Annotated in this window: 19 protein-coding genes, 1 tRNA gene and 1 pseudogene; 7 read left to right on the forward strand and 14 right to left on the reverse strand. The window is 57.1% G+C overall.

From position 1 onward, the window contains the following. Positions 1 to 20 precede the first annotated feature (20 nt). Entirely contained in the window at positions 21 to 809 is a 789-nt protein-coding gene (locus tag ASC96_RS28520; RefSeq protein WP_244482364.1) for an ABC transporter permease, read from the forward strand. A 53-nt stretch (positions 810 to 862) separates the two neighbouring features. Here the strand turns inward: ASC96_RS28520 and ASC96_RS28525 are convergent, their stop codons facing one another. From ASC96_RS28525 to ASC96_RS28560, 8 genes are all read right to left on the reverse strand, one after another. Then, positions 863 to 1,882: an ABC transporter substrate-binding protein gene (locus tag ASC96_RS28525; RefSeq protein WP_060506438.1), complete on the reverse strand. Its 1,020-nt coding sequence runs from the start codon at positions 1,880 to 1,882 to the stop codon at positions 863 to 865. Between the two features lie 127 nt (positions 1,883 to 2,009). Beyond that, positions 2,010 to 3,689: a flagellin gene (locus ASC96_RS28530; RefSeq protein ID WP_060506439.1), complete on the reverse strand. Its 1,680-nt coding sequence runs from the start codon at positions 3,687 to 3,689 to the stop codon at positions 2,010 to 2,012. Between the two features lie 221 nt (positions 3,690 to 3,910). Continuing rightward, on the reverse strand, positions 3,911 to 4,570 hold the full coding sequence (locus tag ASC96_RS28535; protein ID WP_060506440.1) for a hypothetical protein: 660 nt from the start codon (positions 4,568 to 4,570) through the stop codon (positions 3,911 to 3,913). A gap of 120 nt (positions 4,571 to 4,690) precedes the next feature. Beyond that, the gene (locus ASC96_RS28540; protein ID WP_060506441.1) at positions 4,691 to 5,245 is read right to left on the reverse strand and encodes a hypothetical protein; all 555 of its coding nucleotides are present in this window, start codon (positions 5,243 to 5,245) and stop codon (positions 4,691 to 4,693) included. Beyond that, positions 5,227 to 5,457 carry a hypothetical protein gene (locus ASC96_RS28545; RefSeq protein WP_156393906.1) on the reverse strand — a complete coding sequence of 77 codons (231 nt, stop codon included), beginning with the start codon at positions 5,455 to 5,457 and terminating at the stop codon, positions 5,227 to 5,229. The genes ASC96_RS28540 and ASC96_RS28545 overlap by 19 nt, the downstream gene beginning before the upstream one ends. Before the next feature lie 517 nt (positions 5,458 to 5,974). Further along, positions 5,975 to 6,051 (reverse strand) — tRNA-Met (locus ASC96_RS28550). 171 nt (positions 6,052 to 6,222) lie between these two features. Continuing rightward, positions 6,223 to 7,419: a tRNA 2-thiouridine(34) synthase MnmA gene (gene mnmA / locus ASC96_RS28555; RefSeq protein WP_112834522.1), complete on the reverse strand. Its 1,197-nt coding sequence runs from the start codon at positions 7,417 to 7,419 to the stop codon at positions 6,223 to 6,225. 180 nt (positions 7,420 to 7,599) lie between these two features. Continuing rightward, positions 7,600 to 8,346 (reverse strand): LuxR C-terminal-related transcriptional regulator, encoded by a 747-nt coding sequence (locus tag ASC96_RS28560; protein ID WP_060506596.1) that lies wholly within the window; start codon positions 8,344 to 8,346, stop codon positions 7,600 to 7,602. Positions 8,347 to 8,843: 497 nt separating this feature from the next. On the opposite strand from ASC96_RS28560, the gene ASC96_RS28565 reads away from it, so the two are divergent. Further along, entirely contained in the window at positions 8,844 to 9,119 is a 276-nt protein-coding gene (locus ASC96_RS28565; protein WP_037099805.1) for a DUF1153 domain-containing protein, read from the forward strand. Positions 9,120 to 9,156: 37 nt separating this feature from the next. On the opposite strand, the pseudogene ASC96_RS28570 reads toward ASC96_RS28565, so the two are convergent. Then, positions 9,157 to 9,602: pseudogene (locus tag ASC96_RS28570) on the reverse strand (paraquat-inducible protein A). A gap of 167 nt (positions 9,603 to 9,769) precedes the next feature. Between ASC96_RS28570 and ASC96_RS28575 the strand changes: the two are divergent. Next, complete coding sequence (locus ASC96_RS28575; RefSeq protein ID WP_060506443.1) at positions 9,770 to 10,051, forward strand: GNAT family N-acetyltransferase; 282 nt, start codon at positions 9,770 to 9,772, stop codon at positions 10,049 to 10,051. Positions 10,052 to 10,157: 106 nt separating this feature from the next. Here ASC96_RS28575 and ASC96_RS28580 read toward each other — a convergent pair whose 3' ends face one another. Further along, on the reverse strand, positions 10,158 to 10,508 hold the full coding sequence (locus ASC96_RS28580; protein ID WP_037099811.1) for a hypothetical protein: 351 nt from the start codon (positions 10,506 to 10,508) through the stop codon (positions 10,158 to 10,160). A 441-nt stretch (positions 10,509 to 10,949) separates the two neighbouring features. Here ASC96_RS28580 and ctrA point away from each other — a divergent pair, with 441 nt between their 5' ends. Then, on the forward strand, positions 10,950 to 11,648 hold the full coding sequence (ctrA, locus tag ASC96_RS28585) for a cell cycle two-component system response regulator CtrA (RefSeq protein WP_037099813.1): 699 nt from the start codon (positions 10,950 to 10,952) through the stop codon (positions 11,646 to 11,648). A 223-nt stretch (positions 11,649 to 11,871) separates the two neighbouring features. Here the strand turns inward: ctrA and ASC96_RS28590 are convergent, their stop codons facing one another. Further along, a complete protein-coding gene (locus tag ASC96_RS28590; protein WP_060506444.1) occupies positions 11,872 to 12,234 on the reverse strand; it encodes a response regulator in 363 nt (120 codons plus the stop codon). Between the two features lie 111 nt (positions 12,235 to 12,345). Then, positions 12,346 to 12,993, reverse strand: a complete 648-nt coding sequence (locus tag ASC96_RS28595; RefSeq protein ID WP_060506445.1) for a histidine phosphotransferase family protein — start codon at positions 12,991 to 12,993, stop codon at positions 12,346 to 12,348. Between the two features lie 268 nt (positions 12,994 to 13,261). On the opposite strand from ASC96_RS28595, the gene ASC96_RS28600 reads away from it, so the two are divergent. Both ASC96_RS28600 and ASC96_RS28605 read left to right on the forward strand, forming a co-directional pair. Continuing rightward, a complete protein-coding gene (locus ASC96_RS28600) occupies positions 13,262 to 13,852 on the forward strand; it encodes an EipA family protein (RefSeq protein WP_060506446.1) in 591 nt (196 codons plus the stop codon). Between the two features lie 165 nt (positions 13,853 to 14,017). Then, complete coding sequence (locus ASC96_RS28605; protein WP_060506447.1) at positions 14,018 to 15,217, forward strand: hypothetical protein; 1,200 nt, start codon at positions 14,018 to 14,020, stop codon at positions 15,215 to 15,217. Positions 15,218 to 15,226: 9 nt separating this feature from the next. Here ASC96_RS28605 and ASC96_RS28610 read toward each other — a convergent pair whose 3' ends face one another. Together ASC96_RS28610 and ASC96_RS28615 are read right to left on the reverse strand one after the other, a co-directional pair. Beyond that, positions 15,227 to 16,048 (reverse strand): RNA methyltransferase, encoded by an 822-nt coding sequence (locus ASC96_RS28610; RefSeq protein WP_060506448.1) that lies wholly within the window; start codon positions 16,046 to 16,048, stop codon positions 15,227 to 15,229. 12 nt (positions 16,049 to 16,060) lie between these two features. After that, complete coding sequence (locus ASC96_RS28615) at positions 16,061 to 16,444, reverse strand: hypothetical protein (protein ID WP_060506449.1); 384 nt, start codon at positions 16,442 to 16,444, stop codon at positions 16,061 to 16,063. A 30-nt stretch (positions 16,445 to 16,474) separates the two neighbouring features. Here ASC96_RS28615 and ASC96_RS28620 point away from each other — a divergent pair, with 30 nt between their 5' ends. After that, positions 16,475 to 17,497, forward strand: a complete 1,023-nt coding sequence (locus ASC96_RS28620; protein ID WP_060506450.1) for an RluA family pseudouridine synthase — start codon at positions 16,475 to 16,477, stop codon at positions 17,495 to 17,497. Positions 17,498 to 17,504: the final 7 nt, after the last annotated feature.

The following is a 17,504-nucleotide window of genomic DNA, read 5'->3' on the forward strand; positions in this document are numbered from 1 at the left end:
CTTTTCCAGCCAGAAAGCCCGTGCTGCATAACCTGGCCCCCCGGTTATTGGTGCGGATTGCGGGTTTCCTCATCCTCATCGTGGCTTGGCAGCTTTATGTCATCCTCGCTGGCGTACCAGCCTACATTTTGCCAAGCCCGCTCGCCGTGGCCAATTCCATCGTGACCGATTGGCCGATACTGGCGCCGGCTCTTTGGGTCACCACGAAAACGACCCTGTTCGGACTGATCCTTGCGGTCATCGGCGGGGTCGGCGCTGCGGTGGTTCTTGTTCAGGCCCGATGGGTCGAAACACTGTTCTCCCCGCTCATCGTGACCCTTCAAGTCACACCGATCGTCGCGATCGCGCCACTGATCCTGATTTACGCACCGTCGCCACAAATCGCTCAACTCATCTGCGCGTTTATCGTGACGTTCTTTCCGGTCCTTCTGAACACGCTTCAGGGCCTGAAAAACGCAGACCGGGATTTTACCGATTTGCTTCGAACATATGGTGCATCCCGGTGGCAGACGCTTCGTTATCTCGGCGTGCCATCGGCACTGCCGCATTTTTTCGCCGGCCTTAAAATTGGTGGCGGGCTGGCATTGATCGGTGCCGTGGTCGCGGAATTTGCGGCAGGCTCCGCCGGTGCGACGTCGGGGCTGGCATTCCGCCTGCTTGAAGCACAATACAGGCTGAACACCCCTCGCCTTTTCGCCGCCCTCGTATTACTTGCTTTGCTCGGCTACCTGATGTTCGAAATCACATCCCGTTTGTCCAGGCTGGCGCTGCGGCGGTGGCATCCAAGTGAAGCCGAGCGCGAAGGCTGAACCAGGTCCTGCCGCAGCAACATTCCGATCAGTACCGATCCGAGAGCGATACTCTACTTCTTCAACGCCAGCCCTACGCCTTTGCAAGAAAAGCGCGTATCGAATGCCACGGTATAATCGGTCTCCGCACGCAACAGCTTCACCTTCACCAATTCGTCAAAGAGCTGTTTGTAGCGGGCCCCCGTCATGCAGCCGATCCCCTTTTCCAGGGTATCGCCACTATCGACAATCCCATATGCCTTGATTTTGCCGATGGCATAAGCGATCTGGCCATCGGTCATCTCCGGGTTTTCCGCCTTGATCAGAGCATTGGCAGAGGTGTTGTCATTGTTGAGGTAATTGTACCAACCCTCAATTGATGCATCGACAAACCGCTGGACAAGGTCGGGATTGGTGTCGATGAGGCTCCGCTGGACGGTGATCATGTTCGCATAGGGTTTGTATCCGCTATCCGCGAGCAGGAAGATCTTTGGCTCGGTGCCGGTTTGTTTCTGGATCTCGTAGGGCTCCGCTGTGATCAGGCCCTGCTGTGCGGAGTTCTTGTCCAGGAGGAATGGCGCAGGACTGAAATTATAGGGCCTGAATTGCTCATTGCGGAAGCCGGCGAAATTAGCTTTCATCCATTCGAAATATGCGCCAAACCCACCGTGCGTCATGAAAATCGTTTCGAGCTTGGCAAGGCCTTCGAAATTCTCGATGCCTCTGTCAGGGTGCGCAAGAATAACTTGGGCATTCTTTTGATAGAACGCCGCGACATCGACCAGCGGAATACCCTGCTCGATCCCGATCAGTTGCTCCTGCTGGGTGCCGAGGTAAAAATCAAGCTTGCCTGCGAGCAGCATGGTGCGATTTTGGGTTCCAGGGCCGCCTTGGGTAATTTCCACCTCAAGACCGTACTTGGCATAGGTGCCGTCGGCAGCAGCCTGATAGAACCCCCCGTGATCGGCCTCGGCGAGCCAATCGGTGCCGAACCGGACCTTATCCAACGCATAGGAAGGAGAAACCATAGCGGCTGTCGCGATTGCCCACAGAGCGGCGCTACCCAGCCTGTGCAACGAAACATATGAGTTCATTCAAAATTCCTAAGATAGTTGACATGGGGGACAAACGCATGCGTTGTAAAGACATCCGTTTTGCCCGTGTCAATGGCAGTTTGTGAAAACGTCAAGCTATGGTTGGCTCGAGCCGATTGCCCGCCAATTATTGAAACAATTGCAGGACATTTTCGGCATTCACGTTGGCGATCTGAAGTGCTTGTATCCCAAGTTGCTGCTGCGTCTGGAGGGCTTTCAGCCGGGTCGAGGCTTCGTCCATATCGGCGTCGACAAGACGGCCGATGCCCTTGTCGATCGTGTCCATGAGGGTCTGCACGAAACTTTCCTGCATATCGACCCGCGTCTTGACGGCACCGAGCGTGCTTGCGCCTGAAATGACCTTTTGCAGCATGATATCGACGCCGGTCAGATAGTTGTCGAGATCATTGGCTGGGTCGGTGATATCCACGTCGAGGATGTCGAAATCCGGTACAGGACCGATATTGTCGGCAACGTTGCCGATGCTCATGAACGAGCGGGTACCGGCATTCGGATAAAGGGTCTTGTCGATGTCGAAGGTCACGGCCGTTCCGGTAGAACTGACATTCAACCCTCTCCCTGCAAGCTCCAGGCCAAGAAGCGTTGCCATGTCGGCGGCGGATGTGATTTTACCGTCCGATGTACCAAGCGCCAAATCCACCTTGTCGCGGGTGATGGTGAGGGTTATCGCCGGATCGCTTCCGACCTGAATGTCGAAGCTGAACTCCACGTCGCGATGGACCGACACAGGACCGGAAAAGCTAAAACTCCATTGCGGATACATGTTGGCCTGCTCGGCGACCGGTGGCAACTCCAGCCCGGCTCCAAAGTTCCCAGGGGCAACACTCGACGTGACGCCGGAAACGGCGATGCTGGAGCCGGGATGACCGGTCGTTTCATTGCTCCGAATAGAAAATGCGCTGCCGCCAGCCCATTGCGCTGTCGCTGGAACGCCGCCGGCGGCGAGAACATGCTGCAGCACTGCGGCATAAGCCTGGGCAGTCGAAACAAGGCCATCAGTCGTACCGAGAGCGGCATCTACCGCCGCCCTGTTGATGGTGATGGGGTAACTCGTGCCGGCCGCAAGCGGGCTGTCATCGACCAGAACGTCAAAGCTGATCGTGTCAGCAGCGTCCCATGTAAATGGACCGGAGAAACCATACTGCTGATAGCCAGCGCCCCCCGCCGCATCAATGTCTGTTGGCCTGAACCCGCCGATGTTTCCAAGCGCACGGATATCCTTCTGCAAGGCGGCACCGCCACCGGCATTGAACAGGCTGATATCGGCGGTATCGACTTCCGTTGTGCCGACGTGAACAGTGCCATCCGCAGAGCGCGTGAAGGCGGAGACGATGTTCGTGGGAAGCGAGGATAGATCCCAAAGATTTTGCGGTGCATCCGTCTTGAGCCAGTTGACGCCGTTAAAGCTCGCAGACGTGGCGATGGAGACGAATTGCTCCTTGAACTGTTCAAGTTCCTTCTGGATTTTGGCCTTGTCCACGCCTGGTTCTTTTGCGGCCACCAGCTTTGCCCGGAATTCGCTGAGAACATCTTTGGCGGCATCAAGGCCGGTATAGGTCGTATCGACCTTCGCCGCACCAAGCCCGATCGCATCAGCCACGGTGGAAATCGCCATATTGTCGGAGCGCATGGTGGTCGAAATCGACCAATAGGCTGCATTGTCTGCTGCGGTTTGAACGCTCAGGCCCGAGCTGATCTGAGACTGCGTTTCAGCCAGGCGGGAGCCTATGCCGCGCAATGTCTGGAGGGCAGCCATAGCGGCGGTGTTCGTCAGGATACTGGTCATGTTAAAAGCTCCTTGAGCATAGGCTAGCGCCCGGCGGTCAGAACCAGTCCGGTAAAAAGCTAGCAATGATGGGAACACTTTTAACGGTTAACCACGAGGGTGCCCGCCGTCATGGCGAGACCGTCACCCTAAAAAACGAGAACACTTGATATTTAGAGTTGCCCGACGAGAATCGAGCATATTTCATTAACCTTACTGCATTAAGATAGGTTAACAAAAAGTTAACGCCGCGCGAGCGCCTCTCTGACACGCAAGAACTGCGGTATGACGCGTGCGACCAATTCGAACTCCGGTTCGAAGTCAGCCATAAGCTGCACGATTTTACTCTCCACACCGTCCGTGTCGCTCATATCTTTCACAGCGGCGGAGTTTTTCCGCAGGAAACGTGAATAAAGTCCCCGTTCGTCAACGGCACCCGGCGGGAACTGGATGCGTTCCAGCCCTTCGGCAGATGCTGCCATCCGGATCGCCTCGATAATCCCCTTGCGGGTCTTATGGTCTGAAATGGGACCGACTTCCGCATTCAGCTTGAGGACCCCTGTGATTCCATCATCGCCAGCCCGTATCTCCACCCAGGCAATAAACGGATAGCCGGCCCACCAGTTCTCGCAGCCAGGCCACCTGCCCTTCGTCTTGTCCAACTCCTCGTGCCATCGTGCAGGCAGAAAACTTACGAGGTTTTTCTGAATCCCAGGACATACGACCGTGCTGTTGCCTATCCTGACGGGCTTCTCCCGCTCAGGTTTGTCACCAAACAACCGCTGGGCGGCGAGCTCAAAGCCCGTACCGGAACTGCGCTCCGCAAGCAGGCCCAGCACCTTTTTATGGTCGCGGTAAAGCTGACGTGCCAGGTTTTCCATCTCGGAGCGTTCTTTACCCATACCGGTCATTTCCTCAACAATTTGGAGGTGTTGGACAAGGCACGTAGCCGCATGGAGGGAAAAAAGAAAGATGCCTTGTCATTCCGCCGACACGCAGACGAAAAGTTCAACATCGAAGGCCTAGATTGTCGAAACCAAGGTATCGAGAATGGCAATCGGCTCTGCGCTCATGAAAAACCTCGGAATTCTAAAGGCGTAGTCTTGCAATCTTTGCAGGCTGCTCCTGCTCGCCATCGTGGCCTGCCGTTGAAGCTGCCTGATGCGCAGCAGCCTCAACGAAGCGACGTCGCTGGAATCACTCGAAGCAATTTTCACCACGGAGGCCGCAGCTTTCACTGCATCCTTCAACCGATCGGCATGCACCAAATAGTCTCGCTTCCTCCGATAGAGCTCAACGCTGTTTGGGAGTGAAGAAATGCCGTTGTCCAAGGTCGATATCGCGGCGGGCAAATCGCGAACCCGCATATTGAGGTGTGCAAGGTGAAGGATGTCTGCGGTATTGCGCGGAGCAAGGGAGACCACGCGCGCGGCAGCTTCGCGAGCCTCATAATTGCGCGCCAGAGCGTCGAGGCAATCCCGCCGGCGCCGCAACGCAAGAAGGCTTGCATTGTTGTCGATTGCGGCATCGATATGCTGAAGTGCACCAGAATAATTCTTTAGCGCGCCCTGCCGCAAAACTGCGTAACAACGTCCGCAAAATCTTGGAGACTTAGGTCACGGTACCAGTTATCGGCGCGCTTCTTGACGGCGATAACGCTGCAACCGCTTTTTTCAAGAAATTGCTGGCCAAAACCAGGCAACAATGGATCGTTTTCTCCAAACGACGAAAAGGTAATCACGAGCCTCTGGGCCGAGATAGGCGCATGACCGGCTTCGATGACAGTCATGCCATTGTCAAATAGAACAGCCCTCATTATTAGAACTCACTACAATAGTATAATCTAAAATTAAATAAAAATGTCCAGAATTCGCGAAATCAACACCTCGGATTCAGAAGCTCAATGCACTTGAATCGATCGGCTTTGGCAGTATTTAATGTTTGATCAACCTAAAAAGCCAGAGAATTTTGCTCCGGAGTCCTGCCGAAACAGCTCATAATAGTCAACTCAATATTGCAAGGACCCGACTAGCAGCTCTTGCTATGCTGAAAGCCAGCGTTCAGCCTGGACGATTTCTCGTTCCGGGCGGCTGTAAAAGTGCAGATGGATTGTTTTAGCCGCTGCGAGCTCAAACCTCGACGGCGTTACGCTGCAACAATGCCAGCGTTAAAACTGCGCGAATAGGTTCGAGCGAGCCTAACGCGGCCAATGAATGAAGGGGTGTACAAATGTACCGGAATGGCACCAGCAAGATTTTTTCAATAGTAGAGGTGGATTCTTCAATACTACTCTTGTTGAAGAGCAGTGGTAGCGGGAGAGGGACTCGAACCCCCGACACGCGGATTATGATTCCGCTGCTCTAACCACCTGAGCTACCCCGCCATCAGGCTGCGACTTGGGCTCTTGGCCGCTGTCGTCGCCGTCAGTGGGGCGGCTTATAAGGTGCGGTTCATGCTGGTGTCAAGCCGAGGTGTTTCAAAAAACGGGAAGTTTTTCAAGGGACGGTGGACAACGGCCGGAGACGGCATGTTATGGACCGTCCCCTGCCCTCAATCAGGCCGCAACCACGCCCTGCAGCAGATCCTTGAGCGCGGCCTCGGCCGCTGCCTCACGTTCGGAACGCAGGATGAAGCCGCCGCCGTAGACGCGGGCATCTTCGCCGATACCGGAATAGAGCGCGCAAGCCTGGCCGGGGGCAACGCCCGCCTCACCTTCCAGAAGCTCGACCGAGACGCCATTCTCGTCGGCACGCAGGATCGCAGGTGCCGGTTGGCGGGTGGATCGAACCTTGGCGAAACAGGCAAAACCATCGGCCGCCACATCGAAAACATCGCCGTCGCCCAGCCAGTTGATGTCGCGCAGATAGACGCGGCGTGTTTCCAGCGCCTCCTTCGGGCCGACGATGACGCGGCGCGAACGGGCATCGAGATGCACGACATAAAGCGGCTCGCCGGTAGCGACGCCGATGCCGCGGCGCTGGCCGATCGTATAGTGCAGGATACCATCGTGGCTACCGAGCACGCGGCCGTCGAGGTGGACGATATCACCCGCCAGCGACGCATTCGGCTTCAGCTTGTTGATGATATCGGCATATTTGCCCTGCGGCACGAAACAGATGTCCTGGCTGTCGGCCTTCTTGGCAACGACGAGGCCCATCTCTTCGGCAAGCTGCCGTGTTTCAGCCTTGGTGAGATTGCCGAGCGGGAACCGCAGATAATCGATCTGCTCCTGCGTGGTGGCAAAGAGGAAATAGCTCTGGTCGCGATCAGCATCCGTCGGACGAAACAGCGCGCGACGGCCCGGCGCACCCGGCTGCGGATTGGCCTTGGAGCGAATGTAGTGGCCGGTCGCCAGCGCATCGGCGCCGAGATCGCGCGCGGTTGCCAGAAGGTCGGCGAATTTGACGGTCTGGTTGCAGGCAACGCAAGGGATCGGCGTTTCGCCGGCAACATAGCTCTCGGCGAAAGGATTGATCACCGTTTCGCGAAAACGCTGCTCGTAATCGAGCACATAATGCGGAATGCCCAGCACCTCGCAGACACGGCGGGCATCGTCGATATCCTGTCCGGCACAGCAGGAGCCGGCGCGGTGGACGGCAGCGCCATGATCGTAGAGTTGCAGCGTGATGCCGAGGACGTCGTAACCTTGCCGTTTCAGGATGCCGGCCACCACGGAACTGTCGACGCCGCCGGACATGGCAACGACGACGCGCGTATCTTCGGGCTTGCGATCAAAATCGAGACTGTTCACGGCATCCAATCCGGCATTCCGGTCCATCGGCGGGTTGTTCGGCATTTTCGCGCGACCATACCCTGTTTCCTGCAAACGGCCAACGCCGCAGCGAAGCGGTCGCCGGGCAGACCGGCCATACCGCAAGCCGCTATATAGAAAGTCGGGAAGAATTGAACAAGGGCAAGGGCTCTGCCGCGTTCAGATCAGCTTCATTCGCATGGCGCGCGCGATCGCCTGCATGCGATTGACGGAATCGAGCTTGCGGGTAGCGGTCTTGAAATAACTGGAGACCGTATAGGCGGAAATGCCGAGAATGATCGCGATCTCATCGCTGCTCTTGCCGGCTGCAGCCCAGCGAAGACATTCAATCTCGCGCGTCGACAGCTTGTCGCGCGCCGAGGCGCCGACCTCGAAGGTGCGCTCGAGAGTTTCGAACAGTTGCAGCAATGTCAGATAGAGGTCAGCCGTCTCGGCCCTGTCAGGTTCACCACGCGGCCCGCAGAGCAGGACGGCAAACGCTTCCCCGTGGGTGGTGTGCAGCGTAACGGCAAATGTGTTGCTCATCGCCTGCCCGCCAAACAGCGCATCGACATGTTCACGTGCCGCAGGTCCTTGCGCATTGAGCAGGGATTGTGTTGCGCCGAAAACTGGCAGCTTCGTATGGCGCAGCTGCTCGATCAGCGCACTGGCCTGGAAAACCGTAGCGGCGTCATATTCCCGCACAAGCTCCGATGGCCAGCTGCTCAAAACGAGACGCTCGGCGAAGCGCTGCTGCTCGCCGAACGGAACGCGCGCGATCATGAAATGGCTAAAACCGAACTGCGCCGTACACTGGCGCATCAGGTGGAGCACTTCATACTCCGTCTGGACTGCGGAACTGTTCATACCGGAAAGGAAATCAGCATAAGCCTCGCTTCGCAAGGTCAGCTTGTCAGGGTCTCTCATATTTTTAATCACCAAACTGCCGGCCATACCACCAGCTCTCCAAAAAATTCTCGTTCCGGAATTTTTTCGGCAGCACGCTATAAATCCAACACCGACAAAACCCCGAGAGGCCCCAAGGGACACAATCGAAGCGAAAGGAACGGTATTTTGAAATAAAATGGTGCATCGAGAGCATTCCAGAGCAACAAAATGCTGCATATGCTCAATTACTGGCCGTTACTATCAACAATTTTATGCAAATTGAACCATTATATTTGCATAGCTCCCATGCAGACCTTGAAGACACGAATACAAAACTTCAACACCTTATAATAGAGCCACGCACCCGGGAAAACTCATGATGTATGTGCACGGGGTTTTCGAGATCTGCAATTGGTCGAAGAGCACGCTGGAAGTCTCTAAAATTATTAGCAAATTGTTACCACTCGCTTAGGCAAATGTTAAATGTGGCAGGGTAAGTTGAGCCTATATGGTCTTGAGTATGTGTAGAGAGTCCAATGACCGAAATGATACGACCCCGCGTGAAATATGTCATCGGACCCGATGGCAGCCCTTTGACAATTGCTGACCTTCCTCCGGCCAATACGCGCCGTTGGGTGATCCGCAGAAAGGCAGAAGTCGTCGCCGCCGTGCGTGGCGGACTGCTGAGCCTGGAAGAAGCCTGCGACCGCTATACCCTGACCGTTGAAGAATTCCTGTCCTGGCAGTCCTCGATCAGCGACCACGGCCTTGCCGGCCTGCGTACGACGCGAATCCAGCAGTATCGCCACTAGCCAGATACTTAATTTGCAAGAGCTCAAGCGGCCGCATTCAGTGCGGCCGCAGCCGCATTTGAACGAGCCCCGTCAGCACCGCCGATCCGGCATAGAACCATAGACCGGGTTGAGTGAAAGCCTCGGCCATTCCACTGGTCTTGGCTGCAAAGATGACGAGCGCCACAAGCATCACATCCATCATCGACCATTTGCCGAGGATCGGCAGAAGGCGGGCAACCACGCCCGCAGCCTTGCCGTCCGCCGACGCTGTCGCCTCGAAAGTCATGCCGACCAGCTTCGCCAACGGGAACACGACGGAAAAAAGCGCCACAATGACGGCAAGCATCTGATTGCCCTCATCCCAGAGTGACGACACGATTCCGAGAAGCGACGGCGTTTCGTTGAAAATACCAGTTTTTCAAACCTGACCAGCGGCAACACAAGCCCGAGAGCCAGAAAAAAGGCTGAAAGGACAAGGAAAAGCGGTGTGATAAGACGCATGATTCTTGTCTTCTGTTGCGCGGACAGGATTACATATCATCTTTGGCGATGCTGAACAGCGAGGTCCTTGGTGGTGCGCCGGGGACCTTGGCCTGAACATGTGCGGCAATGAACCAACCACGCAACGGAAACGGTCCCGGCTCAGCCGGAAAAAAGGGAGAGATGTCATGGATATCATCAGTGAGGAAACCGGCTCGCATGGCCGCTACAGCACAACGGTCGAGGGCCATACCGGAGAAATGACCTATTCCCGGTCATCGTCGCATCTGATCATCATCGATCATACCGCCGTTCCGGACGCGTTGCGCGGCAAAGGCGTCGGCCAGGCGCTGGCGGCGCACGCAATCGCCGAGGCGCGAAAAGGTGGCTGGAAGATCATTCCGCTCTGCCCTTTCATGCGTGCCCAGACGCAACGCCATCCCGAATGGCAGGATGTGATCCAGGCTTAGGAAGTGCTGCTAAAAACAGCTGGGAAATACACAAGGCCCTTCTCACGAACTTGAGACAAGTCCGTGAGAAGGGCCTTTTGGCCTTGAGCAAAAGCTCGAGCGCGCCTTAAGCGCGCATGCGAGCACCGCTATCACGTTCTTCAAGCGCTGCGGCCTTGGCGAATTCCGCCTGAACCTCTTCCAGCGCGAGTTCCGCCGCATCCTGCTGCACCTTCAGCTCCCGAACCGAGACCTGGAGATTGTCTGCCCGCTGCCGCGCAGCCTTGGCAAATGTCGGATAGGCGAAATGGGTGGGATCAGTGATCCCGGACTTCTTTTCCTCGAACGTGATCTGGTTTTCCAATTCCTTGGTCATCCGCTCAAATTCGGACATCATCAGCTGCAACTGGCTCAACTGACGCTGTTTCTCCTTCACCTGAAATTCCTTCAGGCGAACAAGGCTCTCACGTGACTTCATACGCAATACTCCCGTGATGCGAGACCCCGGTTACTGGATTTGACCCGTCCAACCGACCTTACGGTGTCGGAAACAAAAAAAATTACAGCGATCTTAACAAAATCCTACCGCTGGTAACCTTTCGTTTACGGGCATCGTTAATCATAGGGACGATCATTTAAGGGTCAGTAAATGCTAAGCGCAAAATTTGGTGTTTGGCATAGATTGAGTCAGATGAGTCAGATAGCCGATTTCCTTAATGTTACGCATTAAGGATGTCATTCTAGATTCACATGCAAAATCAGGGGACTGCAAAAAATATTTAACATTTTCGGTACACCTTGCCAGAGTGAATCAGAATTTGTTAACCATTTGCTGGCAGCCTCCAAATCAGGCAACGACTGGATCCGTATCGCGTAAGGGGGCCATCAACACCTTTCGGCGGCGGAAAAGGGGACAATTATGCGGGTTCTACTCATCGAAGACGACAGCGCGACAGCGCAGAGCATCGAACTGATGCTCAAGTCGGAAAGTTTTAACGTTTACACCACCGATCTTGGTGAAGAGGGTGTCGATCTCGGCAAGCTCTATGATTACGACATCATTCTGCTCGATCTTAACCTGCCGGACATGTCCGGTTACGAGGTTTTGAGAACGCTGCGCCTATCCAAGGTCAAGACACCTATTCTTATCCTGTCCGGCATGGCCGGCATCGAAGACAAGGTTCGCGGTCTCGGCTTTGGTGCCGACGACTACATGACCAAGCCGTTCCACAAGGACGAACTGGTCGCACGCATCCATGCGATCGTGCGCCGTTCCAAGGGGCATGCACAGTCGGTCATCTCGACCGGCGAACTGATCGTCAACCTGGATGCCAAGACTGTTGAAGTCGGCGGCCAGCGCGTTCACCTGACGGGCAAGGAATACCAGATGCTGGAGCTGCTTTCGCTCCGCAAGGGTACGACGCTGACCAAGGAAATGTTCCTCAACCACCTTTATGGCGGTATGGACGAGCCTGAACTGAAGATCATCGACGTGTTCATCTGCAAGCTGCGCAAGAAGCTCGCAAATGCTGCCGGCGGCGCAAACTACATCGAAACCGTCTGGGGCCGCGGCTATGTGCTGCGCGAGCCTGAAGGCGAACTCGCAGAAAGCGCCTGATCGGCGCTTGAAAGACAATACGGGCAGCCGGTTGGCGCTCAGCATCCCGCATATGCGCGGGCGCCATGACGGCATATGCCCCGAAGTTTCAGAAACCCGCCAGAAATGGCGGGTTTTTCGTTGCCACCTGCCAGGATAACCGGCACAGGGACTGAAAACAGAGACGAAAAAGCCGCGACCAAAGGGGCGCGGCTTCAAAGAAACTGGAAACTTGGCGAAGGGATCAGGCGGCGATCGACAGGCTGCCGAAGACGCTCGTCAGGATCTTCCGGTCGAATGGCTTGAGAAGAAAATCATCGGCACCGGCGCGTTTGCCAGCCATCATCTTCTTCAGGTCCGCCTCGACGACGCAGTAATAGATGCGCACGGTCTTGCCTTCAGGCAGATTGCGGATGTTGGCAATCAGATCCAGCGCGCCATCAAGACCGGCATCGACGATGATGATGTTGGGCAGTTCCGCTTCGCAGCGCACGAGTGCTTCGAGACCATTGGCAGCTTCGGAGACGAGGAAATTCAGGCCGGAGAGAATGCGCTTTCCGACCTTGCGTACGACGTCCGAATCATCGGCAATCATCAAGCGTTGCATCTCAAGCTCCCTCTCTGCGCTACAGCGGGAATTTAATCCCTATCAACAACCGTAGGCCGCTTTGGCAAAGAATCAGTTACCGCGACGCCTAAAAGCAGATTTATCTCCGCCTCAGGCTGCAACCATCTTCGCGGAAAACACGATTTCTTCCGCGTTCGAGTTGACCTCGATTTCCATGCCGGCCTCCTCGGCAAGCAGAACCGTGTAATAGGGCTGGATCGTATGGGCATCGACGGCTTCTTCGAGTGTGCCCGAAAGAAGCTCGACCAGTTTTGGCGGTACACGCATCATCCGCCCCTTGCAGATCAGCTTGAAAGCCGCGTCATATTCAGGGTTTTCCAGGATGACATCGATCGAACCACCGCGCGGAATGGCGCCGTAAGCGATCAGGAACAGGTTGAGCAGCAGCTTGACGCGGTTCTTGGCGATGATCACGCGCGGGCCGGTCCAGGTGACTTCCGTCTTCTTTTCGACGGAAGCGAAATCCTTGGCTGCTTTTTCCGCTTCACCGGTATCGATCGATGCGCCGACCGAGCCCGAGGCGCCGAACGCCAGCCGGGCGAATTTCAACCGGACGGAAGCATTGAGCGCGCTGGTGCGGATCAGGTCCATGGCATCGGCATCCGCCCCGCCCTCGTCGAGCAGTTCAAGGCCGTTGTTGATCGCGCCGACCGGCGAGATGATGTCGTGGCAGACACGGCTGCACAGAAGCGCTGCGAGATCGGGACCGGTCAAGGTCAGGTTCGGGTTCTTTCCCATGGTCGTATCCTCAATAGCCTTCGAGCGGCTCACAAGCGAGATCAGGCGGCCTTCCGCGATCCTTTTGCCCCATCGTCTAACCCACGAACATTGTGCGGGCATAGCCTCGGGACGAAGATCATAAAGACACCACATTTGGTAAACCGATTGTTAAGATCATCGGTTCAAATTGCTGACGATCAGCCCGAAGCCCGTCACCAAGTGAGACGGGACAGGACAGCGGCCCGCGCATGACGTCGCAGGCAGGCCTGAGTTTACGGAGAAGAACATGCAGCGGATCGTCAATGCCGTGAAATTCCCACTCTTGCGCACATTCGTGGCGTTGATGGCTGCGTTCAGCCTCATGCCGGCGGCGTTTGCGCAGAGCAACAACGGCGGCCAGTATACGATGCAGGAAATCGTCGATGCCGGCCACGGCTTCTTCGGCTCCACCTCTGGCGGACTTGCCAAGGTGGTCGAGAACGCATTTTCGAAATACGGCCTGCCGAATGGTTATATTCTCGGCCAGGAGGGATCCGGCGCATTCGTGGCTGGCCTGACCTATGGCGAAGGCGACCTCTATACCAAGAACGCCGGCCAACATAACGTGTTCTGGCAGGGGCCGTCCCTTGGCCTCGACTGGGGTGGCCAGGGCAGCCGGACGATGATGCTGGTCTACAACCTGCCGGCCGTTCCTTCACTCTACAAGCGCTTCGGCGGCGTCTCCGGCTCGGCCTATGTGGTTGCCGGGGTTGGCATGACCGTGCTGACGGACGAAAACATCGTCCTGGTTCCCATCCGCACCGGCCTTGGTGCACGCCTCGGCATCAATGTCGGCTATCTGAAGCTGACCCAACAGCCGACCTGGAACCCCTTCTAAACGCTCCGCCTTTTCCAAAAGTCTTTCCAGTCGCCGAGGCGGCTGGAAAAAAATGCGCGTTCGCGAACACTTGAAGTGATATTGTCGTTCGTCTTTAGTGCGAATGAAACGAAAACCATGGATTATGGCGTATCGCCGCGTGTTCAGAACTGAAATGGCCAGCCCGTGATTGAATTCGCACTCCTGTTTGCCCTGGGTTTTCTGACCGCGGCTCTCCTCGGCCTGCTGGCGGCACCGGTCGTTCACAGGCGTATCGTGCGCTTTGCAGAAGACCGGCTGACAGCAACGATGCCGCTATCGCCACAGGAAGTTCGCGCCCAGAAAGACGCGGCCCGCGCCGGTTATGCAGCCGAAAATGCCCGGACAAGCCAGATGCTGAAACGCGAGCGCGACAAGAACGTCGCGCTGCTGCTCCAGAATGGAGCGACGCTAAAAGAAACCCAGCGCCTCGCTGGTGAAAATGCCGACCTGCATGCGCAACTTGCCGACATGAATGTGGAAGCCGCGGACCTGCGCTCGGCAGCCCGCCAGCTCGAGCAGAACATCGAGCGGCTGAAAGCGACGCTTGCCAATGTCGAACGGGACAGTGTCAAAAAGAACGTCGATATCAAAACCCTGAACAGACAGGTGGACCATCTGACCGGCGACATGGACAGCCTGAAGATCGACGTCGCCGCCCATGATGCAGAGGCCGAGAACCTGAAAAGCCGTATTGCCGGCCTGAAGGATGAGCGCGAGATCATGCGCAACGAGTTGAAAGCCGAAAGCACCAAGGCGCGGGAACTGGAAGTACGGCTTGCCCGCGACGAAACCCGCCTGAAGCAGTTCGAAGTCAAGCTCGCCCGGGAAATGGCCGCCAATGCCGATAAGGACAATTTTCTTGAACGCAGGGGCAGTGAGATCGAACGCTTGAAGGCCAAGGTCAGGGATACGGGCACGGACCTGCGCGATGCCTCCAAGGCGCTGCGGGCCGCCGGCCTGACCATGCCCGTGCGCCGCGAAAAGAAAACCACAGCAGCCGGCCCGGCAACAGGCGGCACTTTGGAAACACAGGACAACACCGATGCACAGAACACCATGTCACCCGTAGCAGCCATCGATCTGACCGTACCGGCCGACTATGCCCGCAACCGGGCTGCAGCACTTTCGGAGCAGCTGACACACTCGACGTCTTCAGCGCATGACGATGCCTTGCGCGAGGAGATTGCCGATATCGCGGCAACTATGGTGGCTTTGACAGCGGCCAAGGAAGGTCCGGCGTCACCGATCCCTTCCCTCCTCTCGACAGCAAGCACGCAACCCAACGCCCCAGACAAGAGCCTCGCTGCCCGCGCCCGCGACATGCTACCGCCGGAACAGAACTAATCTTTGCCGTCAGATAAAGCCGTTGATCATCGCCACCTGATGCAGAGCGATGCCGGTGGCGGTAGCGACATTCAGACTGTCCAGTCCCGGCCGCTGGCGGATACGGGCGGTCTGGATCGATGCCATGATGTTTTCAGGCAACCCCTCGCCTTCCGTCCCGGCGAGAAGCACGGTGCGCGGCGACGGAGGAATATCGTGCAGGTCGGTCTTTCCGCGCGGCGACAGACCCCAGATCGCAAAGCCTTCAGCCTGCAGACGCCCGATCAGCGCCGTCACTGATCCTTCGCGGGCGAAGGGGACACTCAGCACCGAGCCGACAGAGACCCGGATCGCCTTGCGGTACATTGGATCGCAGCTGCTTTCGTCCATCAGGATGGTATCGACGCCAAAGGCAGCGGCGTTGCGGAACATCGATCCCATATTGTCGTGGTTGGAGATTCCGCAAGCGGCAAGAACCAGGCTTTTGGCGGGAAGACCATTTACCAGCGCATCCAGACCAGGCGCCGTTTGGCGCTTACCGAGCGCCAGCACACCACGGTGCATGTTGAAACCGGCTATGGCGTCGAACACGGGAGCACTGGCGACATAGACCGGAATGTCCGCCGGGAATTCGGCGAGAATGCCGCTGACACCATCGACGCGGTTTTCGAGAAGAAGAATGGCTTCAGCCTCGATACCACGGCCCGCTTTATGCGCCACCGCCAGCATGCGCAGCACGACCGTGCCCTCGGCGATAAAGCGGCCATGCCGGCCCGTCAGGTCGCGCTCCCTAATCGAGACGAAACCGGCAATACGCGGATCGGCCGGATCATCGATGCGGAGCGGTGTCACAGCTCAGCCTTCTCAGTTGGTCTTGACGGAGACATCCGCAACGACGCGGCCAGCGGCGATATCGAAAACGATCGCCTTGCGCTCTCCACCAGCAACCGCGCCGTAGAACAGGATCTGCCCGCCCGACAAGGCAACATTCGAAACTTCAAACCCGGCGGGCAGTGCTGCGATTGCCGTGATCGGCGCATCGCCCGGCACCGAGACTGAGGCGCTTTGCTCCACATCGGCCTTGCCCGGACGCGTAAGCTTATAGACAATCGCTGCAAGCACGACCATAAGCATCACCAACATGATACCACCCGAGACCAGCTGCAGCTTGATCATCTTGCGGCGCACGTTCTCCATCACCGGATCGAGCGGCTTGTCTTCCTGTTCGACTGGTTTCTGATTGGACATGGCTGGCCTTACCTGCGGAATGGAACGAGAATGAACGACCCCTTTAAACAAGCCCCGGCAATTAGGAAAGTCCTGACGGCAAATGAAGACGCGGCTGGGCGTTTGGACGCATACCTGACGGAAGCGCTGGGCGGCGAGTTTTCCCGCAACCGCATCAAGGCCCTGATCGAACAGGGTGAGGTCTCCGTCAACGGCAAGACCGTCAAGGAAGCCAAGAAGAAGGTGCAGCCCGGCGACGTCTTCGAGATCGGCCTGCCGGAAGCGGAAGACCCCGAGCCGAAGGGCGAGGATATCCCGCTCAACGTGCTCTATGAGGACGACGATCTGATCGTGCTGGTCAAGCCCCCGGGTCTGGTCGTCCATCCCGGCGCCGGCAACTGGACCGGCACGCTGGTCAACGCCCTGATCCACCACTGCGGCGCAAGTCTTTCGGGTATTGGCGGGGTCAAGCGGCCCGGCATCGTCCATCGGCTCGACAAGGATACCAGCGGCGTCATGGTGGTCGCCAAAAACGATATCGCTCATCGCCACCTCTCAGACCAGTTTGCCGACCATGGCCGCACCGGTCCACTGGAACGCGCCTACATGGCCATCGTCTGGGGCCGCCCGCGAGGGCTGAAGGGCACGATCGATGCACCGCTCGGCCGCGCCGGCGACCGCGTGAAGCGCGCGGTCAAGCAAGAAGGGTCAGATGATGCGCGCGAGGCGATCACCCACTATGAGGTGATGGAGCGCTATCACGAAAAACCGGATGCGACCGCCCTTGCCGCGATGATCAAGTGCAATCTCGAAACCGGGCGCACCCACCAGATTCGCGTCCACATGGCCCATATCGGCCACCCACTGATCGGCGATCCCGATTACGGCGCGGCCTTCAAGACCAAGGCCAACCTTCTGCCGGATGAAGCAAAGGCGGTAGTCAACCGTTTCCCCCGGCAGGCGCTGCACGCCTTCATGCTGGCCTTCGAGCACCCCACCACCGGGGAAACCATGCATTTTGAATCGCCGGTCCCGGATGACATGCAGGAACTGGTCGAAGCCTTGCGGGGCTAACGCTGGG

The organism is Rhizobium sp. Root1204 (assembly GCF_001424965.1).
Classification (GTDB): Bacteria; Pseudomonadota; Alphaproteobacteria; order Rhizobiales; family Rhizobiaceae; genus Pararhizobium.